Below are 22,563 nucleotides of genomic sequence, written 5' to 3' on the forward strand. Positions count from 1 at the left end.
AAGGAGGGCGCCGGTGACCGGCTCTTCTCAGCCCACGCGGCTCCATGTCCCCCTCTGCCCGCTGTGGCTCTGCCGGGCCTGTGGCGCTCCGTGGCCCTGCGGCACGGCACGGCTAACTCTCCTGGCCGACTACCGGGGCAGCCACGTCGCCCTGTCGATCTACCTCGCCGGGATGCTGTACAACGCCGTCGACGACCTGCACCGACTCAACCCGCACAACAGGCCGAAGCCCGGAGCGCTGCACGAGCGCTTCCTCGGCTGGGCAGCCCCACGCGCACCCCGGCTGCCGCAGTCCCCGGACGCTTGACTGCCGGACGACCGCAATCCCGCAGCGGAGGCGTTGACTCTGTTGGTTAACTCGCTGTGATCGTCTGGCCCCGACCTCGCCGCCACCGAACCCGAGCCAGCGGCACCCAAGCCCTGGGTCACCAGTGCCGCCACGATCGTCTTCCGCGACCGTTTGCTGTTGCCCGATCACCGCCGCTGTGCTGCGGCTCGATCAAGATGAGCCGCATCGACTGGAGGCATCGGCAAGATTTCGGCGATGGCCGACAACCGGATCCTGACGCGGCGCCGATAGAAGTGATGTCGGAGAGAGGAGACCAATTGTCGGCAGAAGAGGACGAGGAGTATGTCGAGTACGTCTCGGTGGCGCTGAGTAGGTTACGGCGTTCCGCGTATCTGCTCTGCGGCGACGCGCATCGCGCCGACGACATCGTGCAGTCCGCCCTGGTCACGGTCTACCTGCGCTGGTCGAAGATAAGGACGGTCGAGAACCTCGACGGGTACGTGCACCGCATCCTGGTGCGCCGATACCTCGACGAGGCCCGCCGGTCCTGGGCGAAGGTGCTGTTGTCCTGGCGGACGCCCGAGCTGCCGTCATCGGCGGGACCGAGCGTGGAGGACGCCGATGCCGTGCGCTCGGCCCTCGCAGCGTTGAGTCGGGGCCAGCGCAGTGTGCTGGTCCTGCGGTTCTTTTGCGACATGTCGGTGCAGGAGGCCGCGACGGCGCTGGGCTGCTCCACCGGCAGCGTCAAGAGCCAGACATCACGTGGGCTCGCCACAATGCGTCGCCTCTTGAGTGAGCAGTGGCCTGGCGTTGATCAAGGCCGTCTTCAAGAATCGAGGAGTGTGTAATGCATGGCGATGAAGACCGCGACGCCGCGGTAGTCCGTACCCTTTTGTCCACAGTAGCGCCTCCGCCGGGCCGGGTCGCGGCGGCCGGCCTGCTCGCCGACGGCCGGCGGGCCCGTCGCCGGCGCCGGTCGGCGGCTGCGGTCGCCGGGGTCTTCGTGCTCAGCCTCGCCACCGTTGGCGGGGTGAGCGCGTTCGACCGCAGCCGGGACGACAGCGGCAGCCAGGTCCTGAGCCCCGCCGCAGTCGGCACCGCGGGTCCTTCCGCCCCCTGCACCGTGGCGGCGTTGGAGCTACCGCCGAAGGCCACGACCGCCGAGGTCAACGCCGGCTCACCGAGCGGTCGCTTCCTGGCCGGGTTCTCCTCGGTCGGGAACGCGCTGGCCACGCCGGTCCGCTGGGACGGCACGCGGGCCGAGCCCATCAAGGTCAACGGGCCCGCTGAGGCCAAGGGCGTCAACGACAGCGGGGTCACGGTGGGTAGCGGCCAGGACGCGAGTGGCCGGTCGGTCGCCTGGGCGTACGTCAACGGCAAGGTGATCACTCTGCCGATCCCTGAGGGCTACACCGGCGCGGAAGCGACCGCGATCAACGCTCGCGGGGACGTGGCTGGAGTGCTCTTCGGCGGTGACAGGACGGCAGCGGCCGTATGGCGCGGCACCAGCGCGAACGCCCAGGTGGACATCCTTCCGGCACCGGGCCGGGCGATGGCGTTCGGCATCTCGGACAGCGGGGTCGTGGTCGGTGCCCTGGACGACGACCAGGGCGGCTCGGCCTACATGTGGAACGCTCAGGGACAGGGCAGCCACCCGACCGTCCCGGACGGATTATCTAGTTCGCGTATGCGCGGTGCTCAGGGTGAGTGGGCGTACGCGGACCTGTTCCGTCGGGGAGTCGGGCCGTCCGGGCCGACTCAGGTGCCGAGCAGGACCCAGCACAGCCGCGACCGGGTCGCCACTCCGCCGACGCCGGACGCCCAGACTGCAGACAGCCAGAAGGTAGCAGTGGTTTGGGACCTTCGGACCGGTCAGGCGACCACTGTGTCGGGTGGCGAGGTCCGGGCCGTCAACTCCGGCGGCGAAATGGTGGTCAACCACGACGACCGGACCGCCTCGCTGCGCTCCGCGGACGGCACGCTCCGCAAGCTGCCCAGCCTCCCCGGTGAAAACAACGCCTATGCCTTCGCGGTCAGCGACGCGGGTACCCAGGCCGCCGGTACGAGCGGGCACAAGCCGGTCCGGTGGCAATGCCAGGCAGGTGGAAACTGATGCGATCCCATTGGCATACCGCCGCACGGTTGGGCCTCGCCTTGGCTGTCCTGACTGGCGCCCAGGTCACGGCCGGTCAGGCCACTGCGGGCACCACCAGCGCCGCCGCCCCTCGGACCAACCCCACGCCGGTGGAGCCGGTACGGACGGTCACCCTGCTCACCGGCGACCGGGTCACCATCTACGGTGCCGACGCCGCCCGCTATTCGATAACCCGAGGTAAGGGGCGGGAGCACGTCACGTTCGCCGCCACCAGGGCCGCCGGCCATCTGCGGGTGGTGCCGAGCGACGCGGTCGGCCCGCTGCGTGACGGACTGCTGGACAGCCGGCTGTTCGATGTGACAACACTGCTCGACAGCGGCTACGACGACCGGGCCGCCGAGCTGCCGCTGATCGTCACGTACGCCGATGGCGCCGCCGGGCGGACCGCGCGGGCCGGCGCGGCCACAGCCGGGGCCCGAGTCGTACGGGCGTTGCCGGGTAAGGGCAACTTCGCGGTACGCGCCGCACGGAGCGACGCCGGACAGTTCTGGCGGAGCCTGCCCGTCGGGGCGCGGGCAGCCGCCCCGACCAGCGGCGTACGCAAGGTGTGGCTGGACGGCCTGCGCAAGCCGGCGCTGGCCACCAGCGTGCCGAAGATCGGCGCCCCGGCCGCCTGGCAGGCCGGCTACACCGGTAAGGGCGTGACGGTGGCGATCCTGGACACCGGCGTCGACGGCGATCACCCGGACCTGACCGGTCGGATCGCGGCCTCGAAGAACTTCACCGAGGGCTTTGAGGACGACCGGGACCTGCTCGGACACGGCACGCACGTGGCGTCCACGGTGGCTGGCAGCGGGGCCGCCTCCGACGGAAGCAACCGAGGGGTGGCACCGGACGCCAACCTGGTCAGCGGCAAGGTCTGTGTCGTCTTCGGTTGCGCCGAGTCGTGGATCATGGCCGGGATGCAGTGGGCGGTCACCGAGCAGCACGCGAAGGTCGTCAACCTGAGCCTCGGCGGCCCGGACGGTCCGGAAACGGATCCGCTGGAGCAAACGGTGACCGACCTGAGCGCCCAGTACGGCACCCTGTTCGTGGTGGCCGCCGGCAACGCGGGACCCGCGCAGTCGATCGGCTCACCGGCCAGCGCCCCCGCCGCGCTGGCCGTCGGCGCGGTGAACCGTGACGACGTCCTCGCCGATTTCTCCAGCCGGGGACCGGCGACCGCCGACGCCGCGGCGAAGCCCGAGCTGACCGCGCCCGGGGTCGCCATCACCGCGGCCCGCAGCTCGGACGGGGGCCTCGGCACGCCCGGCGACGCGTACATGAGTCTTTCCGGCACGTCGATGGCGACCCCACACGTGGCCGGTGCGGCGGCGCTGCTGGCCCAGCAGCATCCGGACTGGTCCGGCGAGCAGCTCAAGGCGACGCTGATGGCTGCTGCGGTTCGGGTCCCTGACAGCGGAGTTTTCGAACAGGGCGCCGGCCGGGTGGACGTCGGTCGGGCGGTCACGCAGTCGATCACGGCGAGTCCACCAAGCGTGGCGTTCGGGTTGCAGCAGTGGCCACACGCGGATGACGAGCCGGTGACCAGGACCGTCACCTACCACAACAGCAGCAGCGGACCGATCGAGCTGGCGCTGACCGTCCAGGCCACCGGTCCGACCAATCAGCCGGCCCCGGCCGGGATGTTCACCCTGGCCGCCAACCGGCTCACCGTACCGGCCGGCGGCACCGCCCAGACCACGCTGACCGCCTCTACCCGGCTGGACGCGCCGGACGGCAACTACGGGGGCTACCTGGTCGCCACCGCCGGCGATCTGGTGGTGAACACGCCACTGTCGGTCGGTAGGGAGATCGAAAGCTACGACATGACGCTGGTGCACACCGACCGGGACGGCGCCCCGGCCACCGATGTGCAGCCGATGGTCTTCCGCATCGACGGGGCGACCGACTGGCTTCTGGTGCCGGCAAGTGGCACGTTGCGGCTGCCGCGCGGGACGTACATGGTCGGCACCTGGATCTACGAGCCCGACGGTGACCTGACCCACCTGGTGCAGCCCCGACTGGAGCTGACCCGGAACCAGACCGTCAACCTCGACGCCCGGCTGGCTGAACCGCTGAAGGTGACCGTGCCGAACCCCACGGCCAGCTCACTTAAGGCGGAGCTGATCGTGGGCGTTCCGACCGAGGACAAGTCCGACATCGCCACCCTCACGTTCGGCGACTCGTTCGACCAGGTGTACAGCGCGCAGCTCGGGCCGGTCGGCACGCACGACGGTGTGTGGGCGAAGGTCGGTAGCCAGTGGGCCCGGGGCGGCGACGCCGGCCCGACCGACAGCCCGTACGGCTATCGGCTCGCCTGGTATGTGCGGGGCAGCGTGCCCACGGGGTTTGTCCGGGACGTACGCCCCGAGGAACTGGCCACGGTGCAAGCCTCGTACGCCAGCACCGCCCCGGGACTACGCGGCCGCTTCAACGCGATCGCCTCGGCCGAGGATCTGCCCACGGGCGGCTTCTTTGCCGAGGTCGACTTCGCGCTGCCCATGACCCGAACCGAGTACTACAACGTCGACACTGGGGTGACCTGGGAAAACGGCTTTCTCGAGCACAGCGCGGACAATCAGCACTTCGTGACCTCACTGTGGGGCGTGGGCCGCTACCAGCCGGGCCGCACTTACCGGGAGAACTGGAACCGTGGCGTGTTCGGGCCGGCCTTCTTCGGGCTCGATATCCCGGACGGCGAACCGAAGGGAGTCGCCCGGACGGACAACACGATTCGCGCTTACCTCTCGCTGTACTCGGACACGGCGGACCGGTTCGCGCTCTCGGAAGACGCGGAATACGCCTCCTCGCTCTACCGCAACGGGGTCCTGCTCGGCACGGCGGAAGGGTGGGAGAGCACGTTCGAGGTGCCCGCCGACGAGGCCGGCTACCGGCTCCGGCTCGACGCCCGACGCGACGCGCCGTCCAGCCTGGCCACCCGGACCAGCGTCGAGTGGACGTTCCGGTCCGCCGCCAGCCCCGGCAGCAGCACTCCGCTGCCGGTCTCGGTGGTGCGGTTCGCTCCGCAGCTGGACGAGGCCAACGCGGCGCCGGCCGGAGCCACCGTCAAGATTCCGGTGACCGTGTACCGCCAGCCGGGTGCGCCCACCGGAATGGTCCGTGATCTCACCGTCGACGTCTCCTATGACGACGGGCGGACGTGGCAGCGGGCAGAGCTGAAGCGGTCCGACGCTGGCGGGATGCTCACCGTGCGTCATCCAGCAACCGCCGGCTATGTGTCACTGCGGGCCAGGAGCACCGACAGCGCGGGCAACACGGTGGACCAGGCCATTATCCGAGCCTACCGGCTGACCGAAGGGTAGGCACCTCCCGGTCCACCTGGTCGATCCACCAACGCGGGGGCGCTGCGAACCGATTCCCCGCCGGTTCCCACCGCCCCCGTTACCCGTTACCCGTTACCGTGCCGACGGGCCTCATCGGGCGGCGTTATCCACTTCTCGTGCGACATCGCCACCGCCGCCTCGATCGCGACGTGGCCGGCGTGCTCGCCCCAGGTCCCGGCAAAGTCATGATGATGTCCGGGTTGAGGCACGGCCCCGGCGTTGTTCTGGCTTGAGGTGTTCTGTCCGTGTTGGGGACCGGACGAGGTTGGAGTTGTGGGACGAGCGCGACTTCTGGTGATCTTTCGGGTGTCTACGCCAGAAGATCGTCTCAGGAGTCGCGCTCGTGTCGTCATCTTCCCCGATCGACCCTGTTGTTGACCACGCCCTGACCGCGTGCGCGACACTCCATCATCACAAGGACACAAAGGACCAACGCCGACGCCGGGGCGTGAGTCACCTCCTGCTCGATCTGATCACGCATATCGATCTCGATGATCTGGCGCCCACTGGTCGCATAGGCCAACGGCGCATCGAGCCTGTCGGCGTACCGGCGCGCCTGCTGGGCCCCTGTACGGAAATCCTTGGGGCTTGCCTTCGCCTCCACGACCGCGATCGGTCGGTCGCCATGCTTCAGCGCGATGTCCGTTCGCAGCGGCGCCGACTGCCATGCTCGATGATCGGATAATCCCGCTGCCACGCCGCCTCCGTCCAGCCGGGAACACGCAAACGAGGCACGAAAGCCTCGCGAATTGTTCGGGACTCTGACCAACCTGAAGTGTGCAACAACCGCTCAGCATTCGCTGTTGTCGACAACCCTCGCAGCGTAGTCGCCCGCTCCGACAACCACTTCCGACAAATGCAGGTGATGCTTTCGGGCGCGGGGAGATCGGTTCGGCCTCGCCGGCGAAGACCCCAGGCCTTCACCGGTCAGGCGGTCGCCGATGCCCAGGCGTACGCCGTCAGGGGCGGGTCGAGCGGGGCGTCGGTGAGCCGGTTGGCGAAGGTGGAGATCGTGTACGTGCCGACGCCGAGCACCACGTCGAGGGCGTGCCGGGGGCGCCAGCCGGCGGCGAGGAACCCGTGGAGTTCGGCCTCCGGCACCGCACCCCGGTGGTCGAGGACGGCGACGGTGAACCGGCGCAGCGCCTCCAGCCTCGGGTCGGCCAGCGGCGCGCCGGCCCGCAGCGCGGCGATCAGCTCCGGGTCGGTGCCGCGCCGCGTGAGGGTGGCGGTGTGCATCGCCACGCAGACGTGGCACTCGTTGCGGGTGGCGACGGTCAGCACGACGACCTCCCGCTCGACCGGGTCGAGGTCGGTGGACTCGAAGGTGGCGTTGGCGGTGAGGAACCCGGTGAGCAGCTCGGGGGACTCGGCCATCCGGGCGACGGCGACGGGCAGGTGGCCGAGCTTGCGCTGCACGCGGGCCATGGTCGGGCGGGCGGCGGCGGGTGCGGTTTCGGGAGTGTGGGCGGTGAAGACGGACATGACGTGCCCCTCGGGTACGATGGTCAACGTGGTTGACCAGATAGTAAACGAGGTTGTCGAACATGGCAACACCTGACCCCGAGCGCTCCGGCTACCTGCTGCCCCTGCTGTTGCTGGCCGGCTTCCGTACCCTCATCGACGACCTGCACGCCGAACTGGCCCGGCAGGGGCACCCGGACCTCCGACCGCTGCACGGCTTCGTCCTCCAGGCCGTCGGCGTCGACGGCACCACCGCCGGCGAGCTGGGCCAGCGCCTCGGCGTCTCCAAGCAGGCGGCCGGGAAGACCGTCGACCGACTGGTCGCGCTCGGCTACCTGGAACGCGCCGACGACCCCGCCGACGCCCGCCGCAAGCTGGTCCGGATGACCGAGCGGGGCGTCGACGGGCTGCGCCGTTCGGCGGTCGTCTTCGACCGGCTGCGCCAGCACTGGGCGGCCACGCTCGGCGAGGATCGGGTCAGCGCCATGGAGGACGACCTGCGGCGGGTCACCCCGCCCCACTTCTTCCGCCTCGACGTCCCCGGCTGGTTCGGCGCCTGACCCGCCCAGTCGTGTGCGTCTTAGGCCTCGGCGTAGAGCACGTCGAGATCCACCAGGACGACGTCCGCGCGACCGCTCGCCACCCCCGTCAGCTCCTCCGTGAAACCCTCCGCGCTCGCCAGCAGCAGTCGGGTGGCGCTCGTGTCGAAGCCGGGCCGCGAAAGCAGCAGTTCGCGCAGCCGGCCGAGCCGTTCCAGATCGGATACGCCCAACCGACGGCCCCACTTCACCTCGCCGATGGCGAGCAGTGGCCGGGGGCCGTCGCCAAGGGGCGGCTCGCCGAGCGCGACGAGATCGAGTTCGTGACTGGTCCGGCTGGCGGGGTCGGTCAACGTGGCCGAGCTGGCCTCGGCGACCGACCCGCCGAGGACGTCCGGGTCGGCAAAGCGCACCGACCACTGCCGGACGATCTCCTCGAATCGCGGTCCGAGCACCGCGCTGGCGTACCGGCGCTGCGACCTGGGCCAGACGTCCGCGCCCCGACGTTGCTCCAGCGCCGTCCAGGCCGGTCGCATGACGGCCTGGTAGAACGTGATGAGCGGTTCGGTGATCCGGTAACTGCTGCGCCCGCTCCTCAGCGGATCCGGCTCCCGGACGAGGAGGCCGGCGTCCTCCAGCACGGTGAGCGGATGTTGCAGCTCGTTCGCCTTCCGCCCGATGTAGCCGGCGATTCCGCCACGGCTGGCGTTGCCCTCGGCGACCGCGGCGAGCACCGAGTGGTAGAGCGCGGTGTCACGCAGGTCCGGGTCCTCCGCCAACAGGTACCGCGCCTCCCGGAAAAGCGGGCGTGCCGGGTTGAGCACCGCACGGGCGACCCAGGCGTCGAAGTCCTCCAGCCCGGTCGGCGCGTCGTCCTGGACGTACTCCCTCCGGTAGGCGGGCGTGCCACCGACGATGGCGAACACCTTCGCGGCCAGCACGGGGTCGTCGATGCCCCAGAAGGTTGCCGCCGCGCGGTAGTCGAGGGGCTGGACCGGCAGTTCCAGGCCGGCCCGGCCCCGCAGCGGGGCCGAACCGGCGAGGAGACCGCCCATGAAGGACAGGGCCGAGCCGCAGAGCAGGAGGCGGGTCCGCGATTCGACCCGCTCCGGCCGCCCCGGGGTGAGCGCGTGCTGGATGATCGACGGCAGGTCCCGCGCGGCACGGACCAGGTACGGGAACTCGTCGATCACCACCGTCGTCGGCCGGTCGCGTCCGAGGGCGAGCAGCGCGTCGACGGCGGCGGCCCAGTCCGGGAGGTGGACCGGTCCGGGGGCGCCCGTGAACGCGCCGATCGCCTCGCCGAGCCGTCGGAGCGACTCGGCGGCCGTCGCCTCGGTGGCGCCGAAGTAGAAGCCTCCGCTGGCCCGAGCGAGTTCGTACAACAGCAGCGTCTTGCCCTGGCGACGCCGACCACTGACCACCCCGAGCGTGGCGCCCGAGCGCTCGTTACTGGCGAAGCGGGCCAACTCGGCCCACTCGACGTCCCGGTCGAAGATCTCTTGCGGCTTCGCCAGCCCGGTCACGCCGTCACCGCATCTCGTAGAAGTACAGTTCTTAGAAGTGTACTTCTACATTTTGCAGAACGGTGGCGTGACGCGCCGCAGGCCCGCCCCGATCGGGACGGGTCACTCGACCCCGGCGTACGAGTGCAGGCCGGTGAAGAAGAAGTTCACCCCGAACAGGTTCATCAGCACGGTCAGGAAGCCGAGCACGGCGATCCAGGTGGCCACGTTGCGCTTCACGCTCGGCGTGGCCCGGGCGTGCAGGTAGCCGGCGTAGACCACCCAGGAGATGAACGCCCAGGTCTCCTTCGGGTCCCAGCCCCAGGCCCGACCCCAGGCCGCCTCGGCCCAGATCGCGCCGGCGATGACCGCGAAGGTGAAGATCGGGAACGAGAAGGCGTGCAGCGCGAAGGTCAACCGCTCCAGGCCGGCCGCCGCGGGCAGCCGCCGGCCCAGCGTGTACGGGAAGCTCCGCCGGCCCTGCTCGTACCCGTTGCGGATCAGGAACGCCGCCGCCGGCACCACGCCCAGCAGGAAGATGCCCGAGCTGAAGACGATGGTCGACACGTGGATGATGAACCAGTACGACTGCAGCGCCGGCATCAGCGGCACCACCTGGACGTAGAGCTTCAGCTCGGCGAAGGCGAGCAGCAGCACCATGACCAGGGTGAGGAAGAGCCCGAGCCGGCGCAGCGCGGGGCGCTTCCAGAGCACCGCCAGCCAGGCCGCCGTGCCGATCCAGGTGACCGTCAGCACGAACTCGTACATGTTGCCCCAGGGCATCCGGTCCGCGGCGATGCCCCGGGTGACCAGCGCGCCGAGGTGCAGCGCGGCGGCCAGCACGGTGACCCAGGCGGCGATTCGCCCGGCCAGCCGGGCCCGCTGGCCGGACCGGCTCCGCCGGGTCTCGCCGCCGGCCGGCGGGGCGGGGGCCTCGACCGGACCGCCGGCGGCGCCCACTCCCGCGCCGACCAACTCTCGGGCGGGGGCGGCGGCCGACACCGCGCGGACGTTGCCCAGCGCGTACTCGACGGCGTGGCTGATCATCGCCACCAGGTACGCCAGGATCGCGAACGTCACCAGTTGGTCGGAGACTGCGGACATCACTCGGCTCCCTCTCGCGCCCGTCCGTCGGGCCGCCCGTCGTCGCTGACCGCGGCGACGAGCTGCGCGAACTCGTCGGCGAACCCTGGATGCTCGGTGCGCGGCAGCCCACCGGCCTCCACCAAACTACTACCGCCCGTCGGAGATCCACCGTCGGGGTCGCCGGGTGTCACCCGGAACCAGACCCGCCGGCGCCGGGCGAAGAGCGAACCCATCAGCCCGGCCAGCAGCACCACGCAGGCGCCGAGCATCAGCGTCTGGCCGGGGGCGTACCGCACCGAGAGGGTGATGTACGGCTTCGTGCCCAGGAACTCCAGGCTGCTGCCGTCGTCCAGGGTCCACTTCTCGCCGAGGCCCAGCTTCTTCTCGCCGACCTGCTTGAGCTTGCCGTTGTCGACCTGCCGCCGATCCAGCTCGTAGACCGAGCCGGGGATGCCGGCGTCCAGCCCGAGGTTCCCCCGGTACGCCACCAGCACCACGGCCGGGTTCCGCTCGGTGGGGTACGTCGATGAGGTGAAGGGCGCGGTCTCCGGCGCGGTCGGCAGGTAGAGCCCGTCGAAGGCGACCTGCTGGTCGGGGGCGCGCTTGCCGGTCTTCGGGTCGACGTTGGCGTCCGGGAAGGCGGCCAGCCCCTCCTCAGTGATGTTCGCGTCCCCGGTGGTCAGGAACGGCACGGTGCTGGTCTGGCTGCGCCCGTACCGGTCGGTGTACTTCAGGATCGGGGCGTACCCGTGGCCGAGCAGGTAGACGTTGGCGGAGCCGAGCCGCAGCGGCGAGTTGACCGAGAAGTCGGCCGTCCGCTTCGACCCGTCCGGCTCGTCCACGGTCACCGAGGCCCGGTAACTCTCCGGCTGCCCGGAGGGGAGGAACCGGGCGTCGAAGTCGTCCAGGGTCAGGCAGAAGCCGGGCAGATCGGCGCTGTCCACCCGCGGGCCGAGCGAGGCCTCGCTGTACTGCTGGCGGGTGTTGCAGAAGGCGTTCTCCTCGCCGGCCACCAGCAGTCGGTTGCCGTGCCAGCCGTACCAGGAACCGAGCGCGACGCCGATCAGCACGGCGACCAGCGAGGTGTGGAAGAGCAGGTTGCCGGTCTCCTTGAGGTAGCCCTTCTCGGCGGAGATCTCGTTGCCGCGTACCTCGACCCGCCAGCGGCGCCGGCGCAGCACCGCGGCGATCGCCGCCGGGTCGGTGGGCGCGTGCGCCGGCAGCGCGGTGTGCTGCGGCAGCCGCTCCAGGCGCTTCGGCGCGGCCGGCGGCCGGGAGCCCAGCGCGCGCAGGTGGTCGCGCATCCGGGGCAGGATGCAGCCGACCAGCGAGGTGAAGAGCAGCAGGTAGATCGCGGAGAACCAGACCGAGGCGAAGACCTCGAAGGCGCCGATCCGGTCGAGCTGCGGGGCCAGTTCCGGGTGCGCGCGGAAGTACTCGTCGACCTTCTCCGGGTTGACCCCGCGCTGCGGCAGCAGCGAGCCGGGGATGGCGGCGACCGCGAGCAGGAAGAGCAGCACCAGGGCGGTACGCATGCTGGTGAGCTGCCGCCACGAGTTGCGCAGCAGGGCCAGCAGCCGGTTGGGCCGCGGCCGGGGCGCCTGGGTCGGCGGGGTGGCCGGCCGCTCGTCCACGGTCGTCATCAGATGCTCACCTCGCCCACGCCCACGGTCGTCTGCAGCCAGATCACGAAGTTCTGCCACCCGCCGGTGACCAGCGCCAGGCCGACCAGGATCAGCAGGGCGCCGCCGACGCGGGTGACCCAGCGGCTGTTGCGCCGGACGGCGCGGAAGACCCCGAGCAGGCGGTGGAAGCCCAGCCCGAAGACGACGAACGGTATCCCCAGCCCGAGGCAGTAGGCCACGGCCAGCACCACCGCCCGGTCGGTCTTGCCGGCCGCCGTGGCCATGCCGAGCACCGCGCCCAGGGTCGGGCCGGTGCAGGGCAGCCAGCTCAGCGCGAAGACCGCACCGAGGACCGGCGCCCCGAGCAGCCCGGCGGCGGGCAGCCGCCGGATGCGGAACTCGCGCTGCATGCCCGGCACCACGCCCAGGTAGCTCAGCCCGAGCAGCACGACCAGCGCGCCGATGACGATCTCCAGGGTCCGCTCGTGGTCGAAGAAGACCCGGCCGAAGCTGGCGAAGAGGATCGCGGTGGCGGTGAAGACCACGGTGAAACCGGCGATGAAGAGCAGCGTCCCGGCGAGCACCCGCCCCTTGACGGCGGCCACCGGCCGGGCGGCCACGGGCGCCGCGACGACCACCCCGCCGCCGGCCGGGCCCTCGCCGGCGGGCGGGGTCAGGCCGCCGACCGGCGACCCTTCGGCGCGCGCCCGGCCCTCCAGGTCCGCGCCGGCGAGCCCGGTCACGTACGACAGGTAGCCGGGCATCAGCGGCAGGACGCACGGGGAGAGGAAGCTGACCAGCCCGGCGAGCGCCGCGGCGCCGATGGCCAGCAGCAGCGGACCCGACTCGGCGACCTGGCGGAACGTCTCGCCCATCAGCGGGAACCGGCGGCCGGCTGCTCGGCGGCGATCCGCTCGACGATAGGTTGCAGGCCGTCCTGCTTGACGGCCGCCCGGATCACGGTGGCGACCCGGCCGTCGCGGTCGAGCACGACCGTGGCCGGGATGGTGTTCGGCGGGATCTCCAGGGCCAGCGCCAGCCGGCTCGCCGGGTCGAAGAGGCTCGGGTAGGTGACCCGGCCCTCCTCGAAGGCGATCGCCTTGTCCCTGCTGTCCTGCACGTTGATGCCGAGGAAGATCACCCCGGAGCCCTTGGTGGCCTGGTAGGTGGCCTCCAGGTCGTCGGCCTCCGCACGGCAGGGCGCGCACCACGAGCCCCAGAAGTTGAGCACGACCACCTGGCCGCGGGCCTGGGAGACGTCGTACGGGCCGCCGGTGAGCAGGTCACCGGCGATCTTCGGGGCGGCCGAGCGCTGGTCCGGCGCGCAGGCGATGATGCCGCCGTCGTTGGCGCAGCGGCTCTCCCCGTTCTCGGCGGAGCAGCCGACCAGCGCCGTCACGGCGGTGGCGGCGGTGAGCAGGGCGGCGATCGGCCTCCGGGAACGCATCAGGCCCCCTTGGCCGTCCGGGCTGTCGTCGACATCGCGATCAGGTGCGCGGCGGGCTCGCTGTAGCCGATCCCGGTGACCTTCGCGCCGTCGAAGTGGAACGAGGTGAGGCTGGCCAGACCGCACTGCCGGCGGCGCGGGTCGTGCCAGAGCCGCTTGCGCTCGACGTGGCGCCGCAGCGTCCAGATGGGCAGTTGGTGGGAGACCAGCACGGCCTCGCGCCCCTCGGCGGCGACCCGGGCGGCGTGCAGCGCGGCGAACATCCGCTCCGCGATGGTCTGGTACGCCTCACCCCAGGAGGGGGTGACCGGGTCGCGCAGCACCCACCAGTTGCGCGGGTCGCGGAACGAGCCGTCGCCCGGCGAGACCTTCTTGCCCTCGAACCAGTTGGCGCTCTCGATCAGCCGCTCGTCCACCCCGACGGGGAGCCCGAACTGGGCGGCGATCGGCTCGGCGGTCTGCTGGGCCCGCTCCAGCGGACTCGCCACCACGTGCACGATCTCCCGCTCGGCGAGCGCCTGGGCGGCCGCCTTGGCCATCTGGACGCCCAGCTCGGAGAGGCGGAAGCCGGGCAGCCGTCCGTACAGGATCTGGTCCGGGTTGTGCACCTCGCCGTGCCGCAGCACGTGGACAACCGTTGCGCTCACGTTCCCTACCCCCCGTGGCCCGCCGCTGCCGCCGCGTCGGCCGCCGCCGGCAGTGCGGCGGCGATCTGCTCCAGTGCGGCGTCGTCGATCGCCGCCGAGACGAACCACGACTCGAACGCGCTCGGCGGCAGGTAGACGCCGGCGGCGAGCATCGCGTGGAAGAACGCCTTGAACGCGGGCACCTGCTGGGTGCGGGCGCTGTCGTAGTCGCGCACCTCGGCGTCGGTGAAGAAGACCGAGAACATGTTGCCCGCGTACGACAGCCGGTGCGGGACCCCGGCGGCGGCCAGCGCATCGGTGGCGAGCCGGCCCACGGCGGCGGCCGTGGCGTCCAGCGTGCGGTAGAGCGCGTCGTCGGCGAGCCGCAGGGTGGCCAGGCCGGCGGCGCAGGCCAGCGGGTTACCGGAGAGCGTGCCGGCCTGGTAGACCGGGCCGGCGGGGGCCAGTCGGGCCATGATCTCGGTGCGCCCGCCGAACGCCGCGGCCGGCAGGCCGCCGCCCATGACCTTCCCGTACGTCCACAGGTCGGCATCCGACGGGTCGAGGCCGTGCCAGCCGGCGCGGGAGACCCGGAACCCGGTCATCACCTCGTCGACGATGAGCAGCGCCCCGTCGGCATGGGCGATCGAGGCGAGCCGCTGGTTGAAGCCGTCGCGCGGGGCGACCACGCCCATGTTGCCGGCGGCGGCCTCGGTGATCACCGCGGCGATGTGCCGGCCCTCGTCGGCGAAGACCTTCTCCACCGCCGCGAGGTCGTTGTACGGCAGCACGATGGTGTCGCCCGCCGCCGCGCCGGTGACGCCGGGCGAGTCGGGCAGCCCGAGGGTGGCCACGCCGGAGCCGGCGGCGGCGAGCAGCGCGTCGGAGTGCCCGTGGTAGCAGCCGGAGAACTTGACGATCTTGGAGCGGCCGGTGAAGCCGCGGGCCAGCCGGATCGCCGACATGGTGGCCTCGGTGCCGGAGTTGACCAGCCGGACCTGCTCGACCGGGGTGCGGTCGACGATCTCGGCGGCCAGCTCGACCTCACCGGGGGTGGGGGTGCCGAAGCTGGTGCCCTTGCCGGCGGCCTCCCGGACGGCCTCGATCACCTCGGGGTGGGCGTGGCCGAGGATCAGCGGGCCCCAGGAGCAGACCAGGTCGACGTAGCGCCGTCCGTCGGCGTCGTAGAGCCAGGGCCCCTCCCCCCGGACCATGAAGCGCGGGGTGCCACCGACGGCACGGAAGGCACGCACAGGGGAGTTGACCCCGCCCGGCACGATGGCCTTGGCGCGGTCGAACAGGGCCTCGGAGGCCGGCGCTTCGGCCGGGTAGCGGCCGGATCCGGCGGAAAAGGTGTCGGTCACAGTGCCGCCATTGTGTCAGCGCCGGACCGCTGGTCGGCAGCCACCCCGGGACGGGGTTACCAGACTCACCCGGCGGCGCGCTCCCGGCGGCGGGACAGTCTCGTCGGGCCGGGCCGTCGAGATCGCGATAGGCTGACCGAGTGGATCGTGCCGAACTGTCCATCACGGTACACCGGACGGGCGATGAAGTGGTCCTTCGCCTGGCCGGTGAGATCGACATGCTCACGGCCGGCCAACTGTCGGCCGTCGTCAACGAGGTGCTCGCCGACCCCCCGCCGCGCATCGTGCTCGACCTGGGCGGCGTCTCGTTCTGCGACTCCCAGGGACTCGGCACCCTGGTCGTGCTCAGCCGCAAGGCCAGCCACGCGCAGACCCTGCTGGTGCTCAGCAACGTCGGCGACTTCCTGCTCCGCGTCCTGGACATCACCGGCCTCCGCTCCGCCCTGATGATCCGCAACGAAACCGCCCCCTGACCGTCCCGCCGACCACGGGGTCGACGGCGGTGTCGGTCTGCCGAGCCACCGCCAACCCCATGATCGACGAGAGGTGCCCACCGGGTCAGATCGTCGGGACGTCCCGGCGGCGGAAGGTGGTCAGGCCGGTCGTGGCCAGCAGGAGAGCCAGGCCGGTGAGGGCGAACAGCGGGGTGGCGGTCCAGGAGCCGCCGAGCACCTGCGGCGTGTGGGTGAACGGGGACAGGTCGAGCAGCCACTGGCTCAGCTCCAGCACCGCGCCGAGCTGCCCGAGCAGCACACAGACCACGAGCACCCCCCAGGCCACCGGGGCGAACCGGGGCAGCAGCCCGTAGAGCAGCACCGCCACGCCGGCCAGCACCCAGGCCGCCGGCACCTGGGCCAGGCCCGCGCCGAGCATCCGGGGCAGCTGGCCCGGCACGTCGCCCACGCCGAGGCCGTAGGTGAGCCCGGTGGCGAGCCCGGATACGGCCAGCACCACCACCGGCCCGAGCAGGGCGAAGAACAGGTGCGAGGCGACCCAGCGGGACCGGTGCAGCCCGGTGGACAGCAGCGGCTCCGCCCGCCCGGCAACCTCCTCGGTGCGCATCCGCAGCGCGGCCGCGATGCCGTAGCCGGCGGCGGCCAGGCCGACGAGGGCCAGCGTGCTACCGAGGTACGCCTCGGCGAGCGCGGACGTACCGCCGAGTCGGGCCATGATCTCCTCCAGCTGGGCGTTGCCCTCGACCGACCTGCCGGCGGCCTCCGCCGCGCCGCCGAGGATCAGCCCGAGCAGCCCGAAGCCGACCGACCAGCCGAGCAGTTGCCCCCGGTGCAGCCGCCAGGCCAGCCCGAACGGCCCGGAGAACCCGCGGCCGGCGTGGGCCGGCCCGAGCCGGGGCGGCAGCAGCCCGGCGCCGAGGTCGCGGCGCACCGACAGCGGGTACGCGAGCGCGGCGAGCAGCACGCTCAGCGCGACGGGCAGCACCAGCACCCACCATCGCTCGCCCTCGTAGGCGCGGATGCGCGGCGCCCAGCCCAGCGGCGAGAGCCAGCTCGGCCAGTCCCGATCCGCGGTGTCCCCGGCGAGCCGCAGCGCGAAGGCCAGGCCGAGCACCGCGACGGCGATTCCCCGCGCGCCGCCGGCCGTCTCGGTGAGCTGGGCGGCGAGCCCACCCACGGTGGCGAAGACGACCCCGACCAGCGCGGCCGACAACCCGTACCCGATCGAGCCGGCCGCCGGCAGGCCGGTGGCGAGCAGGCCGGCGGCGGTGAGCAGGCCGAGCAGCAGGTTCGCCGCGTACGTGACCAGCAGCGCGGCGGTCAGGCCGGCGTACCGGCCGAGCACGGTGGCGCCGAGCAGTTCCCGGCGGCCGGCCTCCTCCTCGGTGCGGGTGTGCCGGATGACGGTGAGCAGGCTGACCAGCCCGACGATCAGGGTCAGGAAGCCGCCCCGCTGGGCGGTGAGCGCGCCGACGCTGTCGCCGTACACCGGGCCGAGCAGGGCGACGATCGAGGGGTTCGTCGCGGTGCCGGTGACGTACGCGGCCCGCTCGGCGACGGTCGGGAAGAGCTCGAAGAAGCTCGTCGCGTACGTCATCGGCAGCACGGCCAGCAGCAGCACCCAGAGCGGCAGCAGGACGCGGTCCCGGCGCAGAATCAGGCGGACCAGGTGACGGGTGCCGGTGAGCGTGCTCATCGGGTCGCCCCGGCCGGCTGCTCGGTCGCCGTCCCGTAGTGCCGCAGGAACAGCTCCTCCAGCGTCGGCGGCTGGCTGACCAGGCTCCGTACGCCCAGTTCGGTGAGCCGCCGCAGCGCGGCGTCCAGCGCCGGGTTGTCCACGTCGAAGCGCACCCGGTTGCCCTCCACCCGCAGGTCGTGCACGCCGGCGAGGTCCGCCAGGCCGTCCAGCGGGGCGGCGACCTCGGCGTCGATGGAGGTGCGCTGCAGGTGACGCAGCTCTGCGAGGGTCCCGCTCTCCACGTTCCGCCCGTTGCGGATGATGGTGACCCGGTCGCAGAGCGCCTCCACCTCGGCGAGGATGTGGCTGGAGAGCAGCACGGTGCGGCCGTCCTGCCTGGCCCGGCGCACCCACTGCTGGAAGACCTCCTCCATCAGCGGATCCAGCCCGGAGGTCGGCTCGTCGAGGATGAGCAGTTCGACGTCGGAGGCCAGGGCCGCGACCAGGCCGACCTTCTGCCGGTTGCCCTTGGAATAGGCGCGCCCCTTCTTCCGCGGGTCCAGCTCGAACGATTCCAGCAGCTCGGCGCGGCGCTTCGGGTCGAGCCCGCCGCGCATCCGGCCGAGCAGGTCGATCACCTCGCCGCCGGAGAGGTTCGGCCAGAGGGTGACGTCACCGGGGACGTACGCCAGCCGGCGGTGCAGCGCGACCGCGTCGCGCCACGGGTCGCCGCCGAGGAGTCGGACGGCCCCCGCGTCCGCCCGCAGCAGGCCGAGCAGCACCCGGATGGTGGTCGACTTGCCGGAGCCGTTGGGGCCGAGGAAGCCGTGCACCTCACCGGCGCGGACGCTGAGGTCGAGTCCGTCGAGGGCCCGGATCCGGCCGAAAGTCTTGACCAGGCCGGTCACCGCTATGGGAGTTTCCATACATCAGAAGCTACGCTCGATTCATAAAGTTGTGAAGACCGTGAGATCTGAGGCACCATCAACTTTCCCGACCCTCAGTGAGGAGCGCCCGCCGATGTCAGACGACCGCCGGCCCGCCAAGCGCGAGGAGGAGGTTCACCTCTTCGTCGAACGGATGGCAATGGCCTTCGCGGACGTCGGCTTCCCGCGGATGGCCGCCCGGGTGCTCTTCGCCGTGATGAGCGCGGACGACCCGCTGACCGCGGCCGAGATTGGCGAGCGGCTGGGGGTCAGCGCGGCGGCCGTCTCCGGCGCCGTCCGCTACCTGACCCAGTTCGGCATGCTGGTCCGCGAGCCCGTGCCCCGCTCCCGCCGCGACCGCTACCGGGTGCCCGACAACCCCTGGTACGAGGCGACGATCACCAAGACCGGCCTCTACAAGAACTTCATCGACATCGCCGACGCCGGCGTGGACGCTCTGCAGGGGCCGGCCACCCCGGGCGGCGAGCGGGTCAGAGAGATGCGGGACTTCTTCGTCTTCGTCCAGGAGGAGATCGACTCCCTCGGCGAACGCTGGCGCGCCCGCCGCGCCGCCACCGGCCACCCGCCCCGCCCCGCCAACTCCTGACGGCCGCACTTTCACGGAAAGAGTGGCCATTCCGCGGGGAATGGCCACTCTTTCTCGGAAAGTGCGCGGATCTCGCGGGGGGGGGTGGGTCAGGGGGTGTTGCCCCAGCGGGCCTGTTCGAGGATCTCCACGGCCCGGTCGCGGGGGCCCAGGTCGTCGTTGGCGCGCAGCAGCGCGGTCGCCTCGTCCACGGCGTCGATGAGCACCCGCCACTGGGCGTCCCGCTCCCGCACCAGGTCGGACTGCGCGGCCAACTGTCGGGTCTTCACCCACAACTCCACGAAGACCGACACCTTGGCCCGCAGCACCCACGGGTCGAAGGGCTTGGTGAGGTAGTCCACGGCGCCCACCGCGTAACCGCGCAGGGCGAGCTGGGCGTCCTTGTCGGCGGCGGTGAGGAAGATGATCGGCACGTGCCGGGTCCGCTCCCGCCGCTTGATGTGGCTCGCGGTCTCGAACCCGTCCATGTCCGGCATCTGGGCGTCCAACAGGATCACCGCGAAGTCGTCCACCAGCAACTGCTTCAACGCCGCCTCGCCGCTCTCCACGGCGACCGACTGCACCGGAAGGCCCTGGAGGATGGCCTCCAGGGCCATCAGGTTCTCCCGCCGGTCGTCCACCAGCAACGCCTTGGCTGTCTGCGTCACGGATTCTCCTCGCCTCGGCTGCCGCTGATCCACGACGCCATCCGCTCGATCAGGTCGTCCAGGTCGACCGGCTTCGTGATGTAGTCACTGCCACCGGCAGCGAGCGCCGACTCGCGGTCGCCCGGCATCGCCTTCGCCGTCAGGAAGACGATCGGCAGGTCCGCGAAACGGTGGTTGCGGCGGATCTGCCTCGTGGTCTCGTACCCGTCCTGGTCCGGCATCATCGCATCCATCAACACGATGTCCACCTCCGGATGCTCGGCCAGCAGGCGGACACCGTCCACCCCGTTGTCCGAGTACAACACGGTCATGCCGTGCAGCTCCAACGCGGAGGTCAGCGCGAAGACGTTCCGGACGTCGTCGTCGACGATCAGCACGGTGGCGCCGTCGAGCTGCCGGGTGGCCGGGGCCTGCGGCGGCTGGGGAAGCAGCTCCATCGGCGGCATCAGCAGCGACGAGGGCAGGCCCGCGCGCTGCGGCGACGGGGCCTGCGGCGCCACCACCGCGTCCGGGGCCAGCACGTCGGGTACGAAGAGGGTGAAGGTCGAGCCCTGACCGGGCGCCGACGTGACGGTGATCGCGCCACCCAGCAGGCGGGCCAGGTCCCGACTGATCGACAGTCCCAGCCCGGTCCCGCCGTAGCGGCGGCTGGTGGTGCCGTCGGCCTGCTGGAACGCCTCGAAGATCAGCGACAGCTTGTCGTCCGAGACGCCGATGCCGGTGTCCATCACGGTGAACGCGATCACCTGCCGGGCGTTGGTCAGCGCCGGCACGTCGAAGACCGCGTCCTCCGGGGCCGGGGCGATCCGCAACGTCACCGCGCCGTCGTCGGTGAACTTGACCGCGTTGGAGAGCAGGTTGCGCAGGATCTGCTGCAACCGCTGGGCATCGGTGACCAGCGCCGGCGGCAGTTCCTTGGCCACCCGCACCTGGAAGTCCAGGCCCTTCTCCTCGGCCTGCGGGGCGAACGCCTGCTCGACGTACCCGCGGATCTCGTCGAACCGGATCTCGGTCGGCTGGACGTCCATCCGGCCGGCCTCGATCTTGGACAGGTCCAGGATGTCGTCGATCAGGGAGAGCAGGTCCGAACCGGCGCCGTGGATGGTGCGGGCGAACTCGATCTGCTTGCGGGACAGGTTCTGCTCCGGGTTCTCCGCCAGCAGCCGGGCCAGCAGCAGCAGCGAGTTCAGCGGCGTACGCAGCTCGTGGCTCATGTTGGCCAGGAACTCCGACTTGTACGCCGAGGCCCGGGTGAGCTGCTGCGCCTTCTCCTCCAGGCCGAGCCGGGCCAGCTCGATCTCCCGGTTCTTGGTCTCGATGTTGCCCTTCTGCTCGGAGAGCAGCTTGGCCTTGTCCTCCAGCTCCGCGTTGGTGCGCTGCAACTCGGCCGACTGGTCCTGCAACTCCAGGGCCAGCCGCTGCGACTGGGCCAGCAGCTCCTCCGTACGCCGGTTGGCCTGGATGGTGTTGACCGCGATGCCGATGGTGGACACCAGCCGCTCCAGGAACTGCAGGTGCAGGTCGGAGAAGCGGGCCACGCCGGCGAACTCGATCACGCCGAGCAGTTCGCCCTCGAAGAGGACGGGGAGCACGACCAGGTCGGCCGGGGGCGTCTCGGCCAGCCCGGACCGCAGGGTGAGCCGCCCGTCGGGCAGCGCGTTGACCCGGATCGTGCGGCGGGACAGCGCCGCCTGGCCGACCAGCCCCTCCCCGGGCCCGAAGGTCACGTCGTGCCCGCGGGCCACATAGCCGTACGAGGCGGTCAGCCGCAGCCGCATCACGCCCTCGGAGGTGTCCGCCAGGAAGAACGCGCCGAGCTGCGCGTCGACCAGCGGGGTCACCTCCATCATGATCATGCGGCAGACCTCGCCGAGGTCACGCTGGCCCTGGAGCAGGCCGCCGATGCGGGCCAGGTTGGAGTCGAGCCAGCCCTGTTCGGCGTTCTTCTTGGTCGTCTCCCGGAGGGTGACGATCATCTGGTTGATGTTGTCCTTCAGCTCGGCGACCTCGCCCTGCGCCTTGACCGCGATCCGCTGGGTCAGGTCGCCCCGGGTCACCGAGGTGGACACCTGGGCGATCGCCCGCAGCTGGGTGGTGAGCGTCGAGGCGAGCTGGTTGACGTTCTCGGTGAGGTCACGCCAGGTGCCGGAAACGCCCTTCACCTGCGCCTGACCGCCGAGCTTGCCCTCGATGCCGACCTCGCGGGCCACCCGGGTGACCTCGTCGGCGAACGAGGAGAGCTGGTCGACCATCGTGTTGACGGTGTTCTTCAGCTCCAGGATCTCGCCCTGCGCGTCCACGGTGATCTTCTGACCGAGGTCGCCCTTCGCCACCGCGGTGGTGACCGAGGCGATGTTGCGCACCTGCGAGGTCAGGTTCGACGCCATCGAGTTCACGTTGTCGGTCAGGTCCCGCCACGTACCCGAGACGCCCTTGACCTCCGCCTGGCCACCCAGCTTGCCCTCGGTGCCCACCTCGCGGGCCACCCGGGTCACCTCGTCCGCGAACGACGACAGCTGGTCCACCATCGTGTTCACCGTCGACTTCAGCTCCAGGATCTCGCCCTGCGCGTCCACGGTGATCTTCTGCGACAGGTCGCCCTTGGCGACCGCGGTCGAGACCTGGGCGATGTTGCGTACCTGGGCGGTCAGGTTGGACGCCATCGAGTTCACGTTGTCGGTCAAGTCGCGCCAGGTGCCGGCGACGCCGCGCACCTGGGCCTGCCCGCCCAGCTTGCCCTCGGTGCCCACCTCGCGGGCCACCCGGGTCACCTCGTCCGCGAACGACGACAGCTGGTCCACCATCGTGTTCACCGTCGACTTCA

At 71.4% G+C, this 22,563-nt stretch carries 20 protein-coding genes; 7 read left to right on the forward strand and 13 right to left on the reverse strand.

Annotated elements, in window-relative coordinates:
• Nucleotides 1-13 precede the first annotated feature (13 nt).
• From AB0I41_RS08570 to AB0I41_RS08585, 4 genes are all read left to right on the forward strand, one after another.
• The gene (locus tag AB0I41_RS08570; RefSeq protein ID WP_357103588.1) at nt 14-307 is read left to right on the forward strand and encodes a hypothetical protein; all 294 of its coding nucleotides are present in this window, start codon (nt 14-16) and stop codon (nt 305-307) included.
• Nucleotides 308-504: 197 nt separating this feature from the next.
• Nucleotides 505-1,137, forward strand: coding sequence for a SigE family RNA polymerase sigma factor (locus AB0I41_RS08575; protein ID WP_357103591.1), 633 nt, complete (start codon nt 505-507; stop codon nt 1,135-1,137).
• Nucleotides 1,137-2,402, forward strand: coding sequence for a hypothetical protein (locus AB0I41_RS08580; RefSeq protein WP_357103593.1), 1,266 nt, complete (start codon nt 1,137-1,139; stop codon nt 2,400-2,402). The genes AB0I41_RS08575 and AB0I41_RS08580 overlap by 1 nt, the downstream gene beginning before the upstream one ends.
• A 41-nt stretch (nt 2,403-2,443) precedes the next feature.
• Nucleotides 2,444-5,749 (forward strand): S8 family serine peptidase, encoded by a 3,306-nt coding sequence (locus AB0I41_RS08585; protein WP_357103596.1) that lies wholly within the window; start codon nt 2,444-2,446, stop codon nt 5,747-5,749.
• 370 nt (nt 5,750-6,119) lie between these two features.
• Here the strand turns inward: AB0I41_RS08585 and AB0I41_RS08590 are convergent, their stop codons facing one another.
• Nucleotides 6,120-6,467, reverse strand: coding sequence for a hypothetical protein (locus AB0I41_RS08590; protein WP_357103598.1), 348 nt, complete (start codon nt 6,465-6,467; stop codon nt 6,120-6,122).
• Between the two features lie 230 nt (nt 6,468-6,697).
• A complete protein-coding gene (locus AB0I41_RS08595; protein ID WP_357103601.1) occupies nt 6,698-7,282 on the reverse strand; it encodes a carboxymuconolactone decarboxylase family protein in 585 nt (194 codons plus the stop codon).
• Nucleotides 7,283-7,317: 35 nt separating this feature from the next.
• On the opposite strand from AB0I41_RS08595, the gene AB0I41_RS08600 reads away from it, so the two are divergent.
• A complete protein-coding gene (locus AB0I41_RS08600) occupies nt 7,318-7,794 on the forward strand; it encodes a MarR family winged helix-turn-helix transcriptional regulator (RefSeq protein WP_357103604.1) in 477 nt (158 codons plus the stop codon).
• A 20-nt stretch (nt 7,795-7,814) separates the two neighbouring features.
• Here AB0I41_RS08600 and AB0I41_RS08605 read toward each other — a convergent pair whose 3' ends face one another.
• The 7 genes from AB0I41_RS08605 to hemL form a co-directional block, all read right to left on the reverse strand.
• Nucleotides 7,815-9,299 (reverse strand): ATP-binding protein, encoded by a 1,485-nt coding sequence (locus AB0I41_RS08605; protein ID WP_357103606.1) that lies wholly within the window; start codon nt 9,297-9,299, stop codon nt 7,815-7,817.
• Nucleotides 9,300-9,401: 102 nt separating this feature from the next.
• Nucleotides 9,402-10,382, reverse strand: coding sequence for a c-type cytochrome biogenesis protein CcsB (gene ccsB / locus AB0I41_RS08610; protein WP_357103609.1), 981 nt, complete (start codon nt 10,380-10,382; stop codon nt 9,402-9,404).
• Entirely contained in the window at nt 10,382-12,007 is a 1,626-nt protein-coding gene (locus AB0I41_RS08615; protein ID WP_357103611.1) for a cytochrome c biogenesis protein ResB, read from the reverse strand. Before AB0I41_RS08615 ends, ccsB begins: the two co-directional genes overlap by 1 nt.
• Nucleotides 12,007-12,864 carry a cytochrome c biogenesis protein CcdA gene (locus AB0I41_RS08620; protein WP_357103614.1) on the reverse strand — a complete coding sequence of 286 codons (858 nt, stop codon included), beginning with the start codon at nt 12,862-12,864 and terminating at the stop codon, nt 12,007-12,009. The genes AB0I41_RS08615 and AB0I41_RS08620 overlap by 1 nt, the downstream gene beginning before the upstream one ends.
• Nucleotides 12,864-13,436 (reverse strand): TlpA disulfide reductase family protein, encoded by a 573-nt coding sequence (locus AB0I41_RS08625; protein WP_357103617.1) that lies wholly within the window; start codon nt 13,434-13,436, stop codon nt 12,864-12,866. Before AB0I41_RS08625 ends, AB0I41_RS08620 begins: the two co-directional genes overlap by 1 nt.
• The gene (locus tag AB0I41_RS08630) at nt 13,436-14,083 is read right to left on the reverse strand and encodes a histidine phosphatase family protein (RefSeq protein ID WP_357103620.1); all 648 of its coding nucleotides are present in this window, start codon (nt 14,081-14,083) and stop codon (nt 13,436-13,438) included. Before AB0I41_RS08630 ends, AB0I41_RS08625 begins: the two co-directional genes overlap by 1 nt.
• Nucleotides 14,084-14,088: 5 nt before the next feature.
• Nucleotides 14,089-15,426, reverse strand: a complete 1,338-nt coding sequence (hemL, locus tag AB0I41_RS08635; protein WP_357103623.1) for a glutamate-1-semialdehyde 2,1-aminomutase — start codon at nt 15,424-15,426, stop codon at nt 14,089-14,091.
• A gap of 140 nt (nt 15,427-15,566) precedes the next feature.
• On the opposite strand from hemL, the gene AB0I41_RS08640 reads away from it, so the two are divergent.
• A complete protein-coding gene (locus AB0I41_RS08640) occupies nt 15,567-15,899 on the forward strand; it encodes an STAS domain-containing protein (RefSeq protein ID WP_357103625.1) in 333 nt (110 codons plus the stop codon).
• 85 nt (nt 15,900-15,984) lie between these two features.
• Here the strand turns inward: AB0I41_RS08640 and AB0I41_RS08645 are convergent, their stop codons facing one another.
• A complete protein-coding gene (locus AB0I41_RS08645; protein ID WP_357103628.1) occupies nt 15,985-17,577 on the reverse strand; it encodes an ABC transporter permease in 1,593 nt (530 codons plus the stop codon).
• Nucleotides 17,574-18,485 (reverse strand): ABC transporter ATP-binding protein, encoded by a 912-nt coding sequence (locus tag AB0I41_RS08650; RefSeq protein ID WP_357103631.1) that lies wholly within the window; start codon nt 18,483-18,485, stop codon nt 17,574-17,576. The genes AB0I41_RS08645 and AB0I41_RS08650 overlap by 4 nt, the downstream gene beginning before the upstream one ends.
• Before the next feature lie 94 nt (nt 18,486-18,579).
• On the opposite strand from AB0I41_RS08650, the gene AB0I41_RS08655 reads away from it, so the two are divergent.
• Complete coding sequence (locus tag AB0I41_RS08655; protein ID WP_357103634.1) at nt 18,580-19,092, forward strand: helix-turn-helix domain-containing protein; 513 nt, start codon at nt 18,580-18,582, stop codon at nt 19,090-19,092.
• Nucleotides 19,093-19,181: 89 nt separating this feature from the next.
• Here the strand turns inward: AB0I41_RS08655 and AB0I41_RS08660 are convergent, their stop codons facing one another.
• Nucleotides 19,182-19,739 carry a response regulator gene (locus tag AB0I41_RS08660; protein ID WP_357103637.1) on the reverse strand — a complete coding sequence of 186 codons (558 nt, stop codon included), beginning with the start codon at nt 19,737-19,739 and terminating at the stop codon, nt 19,182-19,184.
• Nucleotides 19,736-22,563, reverse strand: a 2,828-nt coding sequence (locus tag AB0I41_RS08665) for a HAMP domain-containing protein (protein WP_357103640.1), incomplete at its 5' end; no start/stop codon positions are given. The genes AB0I41_RS08660 and AB0I41_RS08665, both read right to left, overlap by 4 nt.

It is taken from the genome of Micromonospora sp. NPDC050200, assembly GCF_040656135.1.
Lineage (GTDB): Bacteria > Actinomycetota > Actinomycetes > Mycobacteriales > Micromonosporaceae > Micromonospora.